This is a genomic window from Pseudomonas sp. B13(2017) (assembly GCF_002113245.1).
Taxonomy (GTDB): Bacteria; Pseudomonadota; Gammaproteobacteria; order Pseudomonadales; family Pseudomonadaceae; genus Aquipseudomonas; species Aquipseudomonas putida_Z.
On sequence record NZ_NEJX01000032.1, the window covers coordinates 18,760 to 30,753 of the forward strand.

At 64.6% G+C, this 11,994-nt stretch carries 11 protein-coding genes; 4 read left to right on the top strand and 7 right to left on the bottom strand.

All coding sequences use genetic code 11. The annotated features are described in order from the left end of the window. Window positions 1–2: 2 nt before the first annotated feature. From CAG44_RS26235 to CAG44_RS26260, 6 genes are all read right to left on the bottom strand, one after another. Complete coding sequence (locus CAG44_RS26235) at window positions 3–1,469, bottom strand: NAD-dependent succinate-semialdehyde dehydrogenase (RefSeq protein WP_085693367.1); 1,467 nt, start codon at window positions 1,467–1,469, stop codon at window positions 3–5. A 36-nt stretch (window positions 1,470–1,505) separates the two neighbouring features. Then, the gene (doeB, locus tag CAG44_RS26240; protein WP_085693369.1) at window positions 1,506–2,525 is read right to left on the bottom strand and encodes a N(2)-acetyl-L-2,4-diaminobutanoate deacetylase DoeB; all 1,020 of its coding nucleotides are present in this window, start codon (window positions 2,523–2,525) and stop codon (window positions 1,506–1,508) included. A gap of 3 nt (window positions 2,526–2,528) precedes the next feature. Beyond that, window positions 2,529–3,719: an ectoine hydrolase DoeA gene (gene doeA, locus CAG44_RS26245; RefSeq protein ID WP_013970849.1), complete on the bottom strand. Its 1,191-nt coding sequence runs from the start codon at window positions 3,717–3,719 to the stop codon at window positions 2,529–2,531. A gap of 36 nt (window positions 3,720–3,755) precedes the next feature. Continuing rightward, a complete protein-coding gene (gene eutC, locus CAG44_RS26250; RefSeq protein WP_025337667.1) occupies window positions 3,756–4,748 on the bottom strand; it encodes an ectoine utilization protein EutC in 993 nt (330 codons plus the stop codon). 31 nt (window positions 4,749–4,779) lie between these two features. Next, on the bottom strand, window positions 4,780–5,751 hold the full coding sequence (gene eutB / locus CAG44_RS26255; RefSeq protein WP_085693371.1) for a hydroxyectoine utilization dehydratase EutB: 972 nt from the start codon (window positions 5,749–5,751) through the stop codon (window positions 4,780–4,782). A 199-nt stretch (window positions 5,752–5,950) separates the two neighbouring features. Further along, the gene (locus tag CAG44_RS26260; RefSeq protein ID WP_085693375.1) at window positions 5,951–7,345 is read right to left on the bottom strand and encodes a PLP-dependent aminotransferase family protein; all 1,395 of its coding nucleotides are present in this window, start codon (window positions 7,343–7,345) and stop codon (window positions 5,951–5,953) included. A 239-nt stretch (window positions 7,346–7,584) separates the two neighbouring features. Here CAG44_RS26260 and ehuB point away from each other — a divergent pair, with 239 nt between their 5' ends. The 4 genes from ehuB (at window position 7,585) to ehuA (ending at window position 10,668) form a co-directional block, all read left to right on the top strand. Next, window positions 7,585–8,439, top strand: coding sequence for an ectoine/hydroxyectoine ABC transporter substrate-binding protein EhuB (gene ehuB / locus CAG44_RS26265; RefSeq protein WP_085693373.1), 855 nt, complete (start codon window positions 7,585–7,587; stop codon window positions 8,437–8,439). Between the two features lie 62 nt (window positions 8,440–8,501). Further along, a complete protein-coding gene (gene ehuC / locus CAG44_RS26270; protein ID WP_025337663.1) occupies window positions 8,502–9,161 on the top strand; it encodes an ectoine/hydroxyectoine ABC transporter permease subunit EhuC in 660 nt (219 codons plus the stop codon). Continuing rightward, entirely contained in the window at window positions 9,158–9,814 is a 657-nt protein-coding gene (gene ehuD, locus CAG44_RS26275; protein WP_003256382.1) for an ectoine/hydroxyectoine ABC transporter permease subunit EhuD, read from the top strand. Before ehuC ends, ehuD begins: the two co-directional genes overlap by 4 nt. Window positions 9,815–9,873: 59 nt before the next feature. After that, window positions 9,874–10,668 carry an ectoine/hydroxyectoine ABC transporter ATP-binding protein EhuA gene (ehuA, locus tag CAG44_RS26280; RefSeq protein WP_075046875.1) on the top strand — a complete coding sequence of 265 codons (795 nt, stop codon included), beginning with the start codon at window positions 9,874–9,876 and terminating at the stop codon, window positions 10,666–10,668. A gap of 15 nt (window positions 10,669–10,683) precedes the next feature. On the opposite strand, the gene CAG44_RS26285 is transcribed toward ehuA, so the two are convergent. Further along, window positions 10,684–11,703, bottom strand: coding sequence for a transporter (locus CAG44_RS26285; RefSeq protein ID WP_024086247.1), 1,020 nt, complete (start codon window positions 11,701–11,703; stop codon window positions 10,684–10,686). Between the last annotated feature and the right edge of the window lie 291 nt (window positions 11,704–11,994).

Genomic DNA, 11,994 nt, shown 5'->3' on the forward strand with positions numbered 1-11,994 from the left:
CCTTAGAACTGACCGTGGTGGTGCAAGCAAACGTATTTGGTTTCGACGAAGGGTTCGAAGCCCTCGCTGCCGCCTTCGCGGCCCAGGCCCGAGGCCTTCATGCCGCCGAACGGGATGGGGTGGCCGGTGAACTTGACGCCGTTGATCGCCACCATCGCGTGGTCGAGCCGACGCACCAGCGGGTGCACGACATCGAGGCGGTTGCCGACGATGTAGGCAGCCAGGCCGTACTCGGTGTCATTGGCCATGGTGATGGCCTGCTCCAGCGTGTCGAACGGCATGACCCCGGCAATCGGCGCGAAGTTTTCTTCCTGGTAGATGCGCATCGCCGGCGTGACATCGGCAAGCACCGTCGGCTGGAAGAACCAGCCACCCAGCGCATGGCCCTCGCCACCGACCAGGCGCCGGGCGCCATGCTGCAGGGCGTCCTCGACCCGGGCCTGGGTGGCATCGAACGCGGCCTGGTGCATCAACGGGCCGACCTCTGCGGCCGTCTCCTCGCCATCGACCATCGCCGGGCCAACCTTCAGCGCCCGCACCGCTTCGGCGAAGCGCGCCAGGAATGCTTCGTACAACGGCCGCTGCACCATGATCCGGTTGGCCGCGCAGCAGTCCTGGCCAGACGTCTGGAACTTGGCGGCCACGGCCACCCGCACGGCCAGCTCCAGGTCGGCATCGGCGCAGACGATGAACGGCGCATTGCCGCCCAGCTCCAGCGCCACTTTCTTCACATCCTGAGCCGCGGCTTGCAGCACCAGCTTGCCGACCCGGGTCGAGCCGGTGAAGCTGACCGCCCGCACGCGGCTGTCGCGCACCAGGGTTTCCATGGCCATCTGCGGCTCGCCGATCACCACGTTGAACACCCCCGGCGGGAAGCCGGCGTCCTCTGCCAGCTGGGCCAGGGCCAGCGCCGAGAACGGTGTTTCGTGGGCCGGCTTGACCACCACCGTGCAGCCGGCCGCCAACGCCGCAGCCGCCTTGCGGGTGATCATGGCGCTGGGGAAGTTCCACGGGGTGAGCAGCGCGCAGACCCCGACGGGCTCTTTCAGCGTACTCAGCTGGGCACCCGGAATATGGCTGGGGATGGTCTGCCCGTTGAGGCGCCGGGCCTCCTCGGCAAACCAGGGGATGAAGCTTGCCGCATAGGCGATTTCACCGCGTGCTTCGGCCAGCGGCTTGCCCTGCTCCTCGCTGAGAATGCGCGCCAGAGCCTCCTGGTGCTCGAGCATCAATTCGGCCCAGCGCCGCAACAGCGCAGCGCGGCTGTCCAGGCTCTGCTGGCGCCAGGCCGGGAAAGCCCGCTGGGCGGCATCCACCGCGGCGACGATCTGCTCATGGTCGAGCAGCGGCACATGGCCGATGACCTGGCGGTTGGCCGGGTCATGCACGGCGACGCTGTTGCCACTGTGGCTGTGCAGCCATTGGCCATCGACGTGGCACAGGCTGTTGAATGGGTAGTGGTGTGACATGACTGTTCTCCATACCTCGTTGTCGTGGCGCCAGGTTCAGGCCAGTACGTCGGCGATCACCGCCAGGGTGTCACCGCACTGCACCAGGCCGGGAAAGTGCCGGGCTGCAAGCAAGCCATTGCGTCGGGCGCGGTACTCGACCGGGGCGCTGCCGGTGCGGCGGATGTCATGGATACGGGCGATCACTTCGCCCTGGCTGACCGTTTCACCCAGGTCGCGGCACATCTCCAGCAAGCCGTCGTGCTCGCTGGCGATGAAGCAATCGCCATCGGGCATGTCCAGCAGGGTTGTCTCGCCCTGCTCCACTTCGCCGGCGAGGATGCCGGCGTGAATCAGCACATTGCGCACGCCGCGCTCCGCCAGGGCCACGCTTTTCGCCGTGGAGGTGCCACCACCGCCCAGTTCGGTGGTGATGAACACCTTGCCCTGCTCTTCTGCCGCGGTGTCGTACATCGCCTGCGCATCCAGCTCGAGCATGCGCATGCTGTAGGGCGCGGCGAAGGCCTGCATGCCGGCTTCACAACGGGCCTGCTGGGCCTTGTCGGGCAGCACATGGCATGCAGCGAACGGCAGGAAATCGAGGGTGCGTCCACCGGAGTGGATGTCCAGGACGATATCGGCCAACGGCAGCAAGGTGCAGCGGAAATAGTCGGCGATCTTTTCCGTCACGCTGCCATCAGGCCGGCCAGGGAAGCTGCGGTTGAGGTTGCCCCGGTCGATCGGCGAAGTGCGGGTGCCCGCCTGGAACGCCGGTGTGTTCATGAACGGCACGATGATCACCCGCCCGCTTACCTGCCCGGCCTGCAGCTGCTGGGCCAGCTTGCTCAGCGCCACCGGGCCTTCGTATTCGTCGCCGTGATTGCCACCCGTGAGCAAGGCTGTCGGGCCATTGCCGTTCCTGACCACCGTCAGCGGAATCATCACCGCACCCCAGGCCGAGTCGTCACGCGAGTACGGCAGCTTGAGGAAGCCGTGCTGCACGCCGTCCTGCTCGAAATCCAAGGTACAGGTGATGGGGTTGGCCACCGTGGCGGCGGCCTGTGCGATTGCATTCATGGGTCAGTCCTTCACGAACAGCTGGCGCGGCACGTTGCACAGGGTCTCTACCCCGGTCTCGGTGATGAGGATGCTTTCGGTGATCTCCAGGCCCCAGTCGTCCATCCACAGCCCCGGCATGAAGTGGAAGGTCATGCCCGGTTGCAGCACGCTGGTGTCGCTCGGGCGCAGGCTCATGGTGCGCTCGCCCCAATCTGGCGGGTAGCTGATACCGATCGGGTAACCACAGCGGCTGTCCTTGTGGATGCCGAACTTCTCCAGTACGCGGAAGAACGCCCTGGCGATGTCACCGGTGGTGTTGCCTGGCCGCGCGGCATCGAGGCCGGCCGCGATACCTTCGACCACCGCCTTTTCGCCATCGAGAAAGTGTTGCGGCGGCTTGCCCAGGTACACGGTGCGCGACAGCGGGCAGTGGTAGCGCTTGTAGCAGCCGGCAATCTCGAAGAACGTGCCGGCGCCGCGGGTGAACGGTGAATCGTCCCAGGTAAGGTGCGGCGCGCTGGCATCAGCGCCAGTCGGCAACAACGGCACGATGGCCGGGTAGTCGCCGCCATGGCCATCGACACCGAGGATGCCGCTGCGGTAGATCTCGGCCACCAGCTCGTTCTTGCGCATGCCGGGCTCGATGCGTTCGAGGATGCACCCGTGCATCTGTTCGACGATGCGCGCGGCGATACGCATGTATTCGATTTCCTGCGGCGACTTGACCGCCCGCTGCCAGTTGACCAGCCCGGCGGCATCGCTGAAACGCGCCTGTGGCAGGTGCTTGCACAGCGCCTGGTAGGCCGCCGCGCTGAAGTAGTAGTTGTCCATCTCCACGCCGATGCTCAGGCCGCCCCAGCCCTTGGCCAGAATCACCTCCTGGCACAGGTAGTCCATCGGGTGGCGCTCGCGTGACTGCACATAGATGTCCGGGTAGCCGACGATGTTGTCGTGCTGCATGAACACCGTGCGCCTTGCGCCATTGGCGTCCTGGCCGCGGCCAAACCAGATCGGCTCGCCATCGAGCGCCAGCAGCACGCACTGGTGCACGTAGAACGACCAGCCGTCATAGCCGGTGAGCCAGGCCATGTTCGATGGATCGGTAACCAGCAAAAGCTCCAGGCCCTGTGCCTGCATGGCAGCGCGGGTCTTGGCCAGGCGCTGGGCGTACTCCTGCCGGCTGAACGGCAGGTTGACCACTGTCTGTGACATACGGATGCCCTTCTTGTGAGTGGGTTGTGAAAACTGTCAGCTGTGAAACGCCAGGCCTTTGTGGGCGGCGATTGCGCGTTCGAAGGCAAGGTTGGCGATGGCGGTGTCCTGGGCCCCGGTGCCGGTCAGGTCGCACAGGGTGACCTCTTCGGCCTGTACACGGCCCGGGTGCAGGCCGGCGATGATCTGGCCCAGCTCGGAATGAACGGCCTGCTCGCTGACCGCGCCAGCGCGCAATGCGTGGTGCAGTTCACCCAGCACGCGGGTCTGGCTCAGGCGGTCGGCGACATAACGATCAAGCCGGGCCAGGGCCGTGGGCGCGATCTCGTTCTTGTGCTCGGCATCCGAGCCCATGGCAGTGATGTGCAGCCCCGGTTGCAGGTGATGCGGCTGGATCAGCGGCTCGCGGCTGGGGGTGCAGGTGATGGCGATATCGACCGCCTGCATGGCCTGGTCGACACTGTCGCAGGCCTGTACCTGCAGTTGCCCATCACGCCCCAGGTCGTCACATAACGCTGCGGTTCTCTGCGCATCGCGCCCCCACACCTTGACCTGCTCGATCGGCCGCACCAGGCGCAGTGCCTGCAGCTGCAGGCGTGCCTGTTCGCCACTGCCGATCAAGGCCACGCTGCGGCTGTCCTGCCGCGACAGCCAGCGTGCAGCTACCGCACCGGCTGCAGCGGTGCGCACGGCGGTGAGGTAGCCATTGTCGAGGAGCAAGGCATCGAGCAGGCCAGTGCGGGCCGACAGCAGCATCATCATGCCGTTGAGGCTGGGCAGGCCAAGCTTGGGGTTGTCGAAAAAGCCCGGGCTGACCTTGATCGCGAAACGCTCCAGCCCTGGCAGGTAGGCGGTTTTCACGTCCACCTCGCCGTTGTGCTCGGGCACATCCAGGCGCAGGATCGGCGGCATCGCCACCTTGGCCGTGGCAAGCAGGGCAAAGGCCTGCTCGATGGCATCGATCGCGTTGCGGTCGAGGGTGATGCAGCTACGCAGGTCGGCTTCGCTGAGCAAGGTGATGGCCGGCATTCGAATACCTCCAGTGAAGGAAACGTGAATTTCAGGCGTCGCCGCCGTTGATGACGCGCTGATGCTGTGCGCTGTCGACGTTGCGCCCGCTGACCACCACCACGACCGGGCCGCGGGCCGTCACCAGGCCGTCGAGCAGCGTGGCGATGCCGACTGCGCCGGCACCTTCGAGTACCAACCGTTCGTGCTGGTAGGCGTGGCGCATGCCATTGGCGATCGACGCTTCCGGCAGCAGGTGGAGTTGGTCGAGCAGACGCTGGGTCATGCTCAGGGTGTGCTGGTTGCCCAGGCCGATGCCGCCACCAAGCGAGTCGGCGAGTGTCGGCAGCTCCTCTACCTCGACTGGCCTGCCGGCCTGCAGGCTGGCGTACATCGCCGCACCGCGCTGCATGCTGATGCCGTGAGTGGTGATTGCCGGCTTGATGCTTTTCATGGCCAACGCCACACCCGCGAACAGGCCACCACCGGAGAGCGGAATCAGCACCTGCTCCACCTCGGGCAACTGCTCGATGATTTCCAGGCCCAGCGTGCCCTGGCCGGCGATGACCTGAGGGTGATCGAAAGGTGGAATGAGCGTTGCACCCTGTTGCTCGGCATGTTGTTGCGCGGCCTGTTGGGCATCGTCCTGGGAGTGGCCGACGATGCACACTTCGGCGCCCAGGTCGCGGATGGCCTGGATCTTGTTGGCTGGCACCAGTTGCGAAAGAAACACGGTTGCCTTCACGCCCAGTTGTGCAGCAGCGTGGGCCACCGCCCGGCCGTGATTGCCGGTGGAGGCCGTAACCACGCCGCAAGCGCGTTGTTCAGCGCTGAGTGCGGCGATGGCATTGCTGGCGCCGCGCAGCTTGAAGCTGCCGGTGGTCTGCAGGGCTTCGAGCTTCAGGTAGACCGGCGTGCCCAGGTGCCGCGACAGGCTGGGGGAAAGTTCCAGCGGCGTGCTGCGCACCAGGCCGTGGATACGCTGGCGGGCGAGGTAGAGATCGTGAAGCGAGAGCGCTGACATGACCGGGACCCAACAAGTGAGCTGATGTTGGGCGGAGTGTATGAGGCGAAAATTGTCGTGATGAATGTACTAGGGCAATTTGCCGGGGAATTTGTTTTTGCCTGTACCGGCCTCTTCGCGGGCACGCCCGCTCCCACAGGTTTGGCACAGCGATTCCTGTGGAAGCGGGCATGCCCGCGAAGAGGCCGCTGCAGGAGAGTTACAGTTCGTGGATCTGCGGATACTGCCCGAACAACTCCCGCATATCGCCAAAGGCCTGGCGCAACTTTGCCTCGGAACACTCGGCGCCCACGCACAAGCGCACGGCCCGTGGCCGCGGTGTACCGCGCACCAGGAACGGCTCCGGCGGCGTCACCGCAATCTGCCGGCGGCGCAAGGCACGCACCAGGCTGTCCACTTCCCAGCGCTCGGGAATGTTCAGCCATGCCCCCAGGGCATGGGCGTGCTGACCACGCACATAATCCCCCAGGTACTCACGCAACAAGGCCTGACGCTCGCCCAGCAAGGTGCGCTGCAGCGCCACCAGCTGCGCCGCGCGCCCATCGTTGATCCAGCGCGATGCAATCTCCGCCACCAAGGGCGTGGCCATCCAGCTGTTGACCCGCAAGATGCTCTCGGTGCGCAGCGCCAGGCGCTTGGGCATGGCCAGGTAGCCCACGCGCAGGCCGGTAAGCACCGACTTGGTCATGCTGGTGCAGTAGAACGACAGCTCCGGCGCATAGGAACTGAGTGGCCTGGCATGGCTGCCACCCAGCAGCGGCCCGTAAACGTCATCTTCGATGATATGCACACCAAAGCGCCGGGCAATTTCGGCAATCTCCTGGCGCCGGCTGTCGGGCATCAGGCTGACGGTCGGGTTGTTGAGGTTGGGTGTGCACACCAGCGCGGTCACCCGCTCGTTGCTGCAGATGTCCTCGAAATGCTCCGGGTTGATACCCTCGCGGTCCATCTCCAGGCCTTTGAGGGTAAAACCGAGCACCTGTGAATTGCCGATCACGCCATGGTCGGTCAACCCCTCGCACAGCACCACATCATCCGGCCCGGCCAGCGAGGCCAGGGCCAGGAAGATGGCGTGGGCGGCGCCGTTGGTGACCAGCACATCGTCACGCTCGACCTGCATGCCCAGGCCGGCAAGCCAGCGCACCGCGGCCTCGCGGTGGCTCTCGAAGCCGGCGATGGGCCGGTAGGCATGGATCCACGGCTGCTCCTCCTCCAAAGCCAGCTCGGCGCAGGTGTCGCGCCAGATGCGCTCATGCACCTGGGTGTGCAGGATGCGGGTGATGGAGAAGTCGACCAGGGTACGCTCGGGCAGGTCGATGATGTCATCCGACACACGGTCGCTCATGCGCCGGCTGACGAAACTGCCACGGCCGATCTCGCAACGCACCAGGCCTTGGCGCTCCAGTTCCTTGTAGGCATTGGTCACGGTCTGCACGCTGATGCCCAGGGCATCGGCTACCTGCCGCTGCGGTGGCAGGCGCTGGTCATGTACCAATACGCCGCGCTCGATCTCGCCGGTGACGGCCTGGACCAGGATCTTGTATTTGGACTCGCCGATGCGGGCGGCGTCCAGGGCTGCCTTCCAACTGTGCATCATGATGTTCGCTTCACTTGCCGGGGCCAGGGTCACAGCATCCCCCGTACAAGTGCTTCGGGCAATTGTCCTAGTGCAATGCCATCGCCGTTTCAGCTTTTGTATGCTCGGCCCAAGGTCGAACTCCCGCTGCCCGGCAGCTTCGAACAAAAGACCGACCTGCTTTCGCTGTTTTGCTCCACTGCCTCCTAACACAGAGCCGTCGACGACGGTTTTTATAACAAACAGGAGCTTCATTGATGAGCCAGCCTTTCAACGTTCCACGCCCCTTCCAGCGCCTGCTGATAGCCTGTGCCACCTTCGGTGTGCTTGCCAGCGCCCAGGCCGCCAGCCCGGACGAAATCAAGGAAACCAGCCACATCCGCATCGGCTACGCCAACGAAACTCCGTTCGCCTTCACCGAAACCGATGGCCGGGTAACCGGGGAGTCACCGGAAATCGCCAAGATCATCTTCGAGAAGATGGGCATCAAACAGGTCGATGGCGTGCTCACCGAGTGGGGTTCGTTGATCCCGGGCTTGCGCGCCGGGCGCTTCGATGTGATTGCCGCCGGCATGTACATCACCCCGGCACGCTGCAAGCAGGTGATCTTCACCGACCCGCAGTACGCCCTGCCCGACACCCTGCTGGTGGCACAGGGCAATCCGAAGAACCTGCACAGCTACGCCGACATCGCCAGGAACCCGGACGTGAAGCTGGCGATCATGGCCGGCACGGTCAACCTCGCCTATGCCCGCGACTCCGGCATCACAGATGCGCAGATCCTTCAGGTGCCGGACACCACCGCCCAGTTGCAGGCCGTGCGCGCCGGCCGCGCCGATGCTGCCGTGGGCACCCAGCTGACCATGAAGGGCCTGGCGAAAAAGGGTGGCGACAAGGTCGAGGCAATCAGCGACTTCACCGATGACCCGGCCCACACCGGCTACGGTGCCCTGGCCTTCCGCCCCGAGGACAAAGCCCTGCGCGACGCGGTCAACGCCGAGATGAAGAAGTGGCTGGGCAGCGAGGAGCATCTGAAGACCGTCGCGCCGTTCGGCTTCGACCGCAGCAACGTGACTGACAAGACCGCCGCCGAGCTCTGTGCCCAGCAGTGAATCGAGGTGGCATGGCGCTTGCCGTGCCATTCCCTGTGTAATCCGATTATTCAGGTCGAACCATGGGTGAATTGATACCGTTGTTACTGCAAGGCGCCTGGATCACAATCCAGGTCACCTTCTTCGGCTCGCTGCTGGCCATCGTCGCCGCGATCCTCGCCGCCCTCGGCCGGCGTTCGTCATGGCGGCCATTGAGCTGGCTGTGCGTGGCCTACATCGAGCTGTTCCGCGGCACCTCGTTGCTGGTGCAGTTGTTCTGGCTGTTCTTCGTATTGCCGCTGCCACCGTTCAACCTCGAACTCAGCGCCTACACCGTGGCCATCGTCGGCCTCGGGCTGCATATCGGTGCCTACGGTGCCGAAGTGATGCGCGGGGCGATCAGCTCGGTGGCCAAGGGGCAGTACGAAGCCTGCACCGCGCTGAACATGCCCGCCACCATCCGCTTCCGGCGGATCATCCTGCCGCAGGCATTGCTGGCGGCCATCGCACCTGGCACCAACCTGCTGATCGAACTGCTGAAGAACACCTCGCTGGTGTCGCTGATCACCCTGTCGGACCTTAGCTTCCGCGCCCGTCAGCTGGACCAGGCGACCTTCCAGACCCTGGAAATCTTCAGCCTCACCCTGCTGCTCTACTTCGTCCTGGCGCAGGTCATCAACTTCCTCATGCGTCGGGTCGAACGGCGCCTGAGCCGCGGTCGCCTGCGGGGGAGCCTGTCATGAATTTCTGGGACTGGAACTACGTCGCGCAAATCCTGCCCGACTTGCTGCAGGCGTCGCTGAAAACCCTGGGCATCACCTTGGTTGGCTTCCTGATCGCAGTGGTGCTGGGCCTGTTCCTGGCCATCGCCCGACGCAGCCGCCAGGCCTGGCTGTCGTGGCCGGTGGCATTGCTGATCGAGTTCATCCGCAGTACGCCGCTGCTGATCCAGGTGTATTTCCTCTACTACGTGCTGCCCAACTACGGGGTCAACATGACGGCCATGCAGGCCGGCATCATCGGTATCGGCGTGCACTACGCCTGTTACCTGGCCGAGGTTTACCGCGGCGGCCTCGACTCGGTGGCGCGCAGCCAGTGGGAAGCGGTGGTCGCCCTCAACTTCGCGCCGTGGACCGCCTACCGGGCAGTCATCCTGCCCCAGGCGATTCGGCCGATCCTGCCGCCATTGGGCAACTACCTGATCGCCATGCTCAAGGACACCCCGGTGCTGTCGGCCATCACCGTGGTGGAAATCATGCAGCAGGCCAAGAATGTCGGCTCCGAAAGCTTCCGCTACCTCGAGCCGATCACCCTGGTCGGTCTGTTCTTCCTGGCCTTGAGCGTCGCTCTGGCCTACCTCGTTCGGCGCCTTGAAGTGCGCCTGGAGCTCCGCTGATGATCGCCCCTGTGACCCACTTCGCCACCGCCACCGCCACCCAGCCGCTGGACACCCACATGCCCACACCGGCCATTGCCCAACCGATCGTCAGCTTCAAGGACGTGACCAAACGCTACGGCAGCTTTACCGTGCTCGACGGCCTCAACCTCGATGTCGCCCCCGGCGAAAAGGTGGCGATCATCGGCCCCAGCGGCTCGGGCAAGTCGACGTTGCTGCGGGTACTGATGACGCTTGAGGGCATCGACCAGGGCATGATCGAAGTCGATGGCGAATCGCTCACCCACATGCCAGGGCGCAACGGCGCGCAGCTCATCGCCAACGAGCGCCATGTACGCAAAGTGCGGGCGAAGATCGGCATGGTGTTCCAGAGTTTCAACCTGTTCCCGCACATGAGTGCCTTGCAGAACGTGATCGAGGCCCCGGTCCAGGTGTTGGGCGTGAAGCCGGCCGAGGCGCGCGAACGGGCTGCGGAGCTGCTGGAGATGGTTGGCCTGGGCAACAAGTTCGAGCATTACCCGTCGCAGTTGTCCGGTGGCCAGCAACAGCGCGTGGCGATTGCCCGGGCGCTGGCGATGCGGCCCAAGGTGATGCTGTTCGACGAAGTGACCTCGGCGCTGGACCCGGAACTGTGTGGCGAGGTGCTGAACGTGATCCGCCGGTTGGGCAGCGAGCACAACCTGACCATGCTGATGGTGACGCATCAGATGGGCTTTGCCAGGGAGTTCGCGGATCGGGTGTGCTTCTTCTACAAGGGGCAGATCCACGAACAGGGGACGCCGGCGCAGATCTACGAAAACCCGCAACAGGAGCGGACCCGGGCGTTCCTCAGTGCAGTGCGGGAGGCGAACTGACCGACGATCGTCGCTTCAGTACTCGCGCCGCTTGCGAAACGCCCAGCGCCCCACCAGCACGGTGAAGGTCGCCACCAGGGCCACCAGCACCCAGAAACCATGGGGGTTTTCCGCCAGCGGCACACCCCCGACGTTCATGCCGAAGAAGCCGGCGATTATGTTGATGGGCAGCGCCAGCACGGTCACCACGGTCAGGGTGAACAGGGTGCGGTTGGTCTGTTCGTTGAGCTTGGCGGCGATTTCTTCCTGCAGCAGCTTGATCCGCTCACCGAGGGCAGTGAGGTCGCTGATCACCAGGGTGAACTCTTCTGTGGCCGCGCGCAGCTGGCGTATGTCTTGTTCCTGCAGCCAGTCGGGCGGCCGGTTGAGCAGGCGCAGCAGCGCCCCCGGCTCCAGCGCCAGCAGGCGCTGCAGGCGCACCAGCACCCGGCGCATGCTGCCCAGTTCGGCGCGGTTGTCGCTCAGGCGCTGGGACAACAACTGGTCTTCGATGCGGTCGACGCTGGTGGTGGTTTCACGCACGATCTGGGTCAGCACATCGCCCTGGTCGCGCAACAGATGGACCAGCAACTCGATGGACGAATGAAAGCGCTCGCCATGCTTGACCGACGAGCGCAGCTTGTCCACCGAATGCAACGGCTGCAATCGAGCGCTCACCAGCAACTGGCTGCTGGCGCAGGCCCACAGCGTGGAGATGTCCGAGGACACCAGGCCGAAGTTGAACACCACATCGTTGACCACCGCCAGCAGCGCCGAGTCGGCGTGTTCGATACGGGTCGAGCGCGAACCTTCGCGCAGGGTTTCGAAGAAGGCTTCGGGCAACTGCAGGTGGGTGCGCAACCAGCGCTCGCACGCGGCGTGGGCCAGGTTCAGGTGCACCCACAGAAACTCGCCAGGTTCCAGCGGCTGGCCGAGCGTGCGCAACAACTGCGCCGAATCGATTTCGCGCCCCGGCTGGCCAGGGCGGAAGGCGAAGGCGTAGAGCAGGCCGAACAGGTCGTGGTCCTGTGGCAGATGCAGCGCGGGATGGCCCATTCGAACTCGCAATGAGGCACGGGGAGATGGCAGAAAGGTTGCTGAATATTCGTTGCAGTCAGATGACAGCTGGATAGCGGAAAGCCCTTTGGGCTGCGCTGTCGCGTAGAGAGCCGAATTCGCAAGCGGTCCGCATACCCTGTGGGAGCAACTGTCTTGCTCAAATTCTAAAAGTTGGCGCAATCCCCTGTGGGAGATTCTATGGTTGTGGGCAATGCTTTTTGCCCCCTTTGCTCATGTATTCGCCTTGAGTCTTCATCAAGGCGAATGCAATTCTGGCCAGCTTTCGGG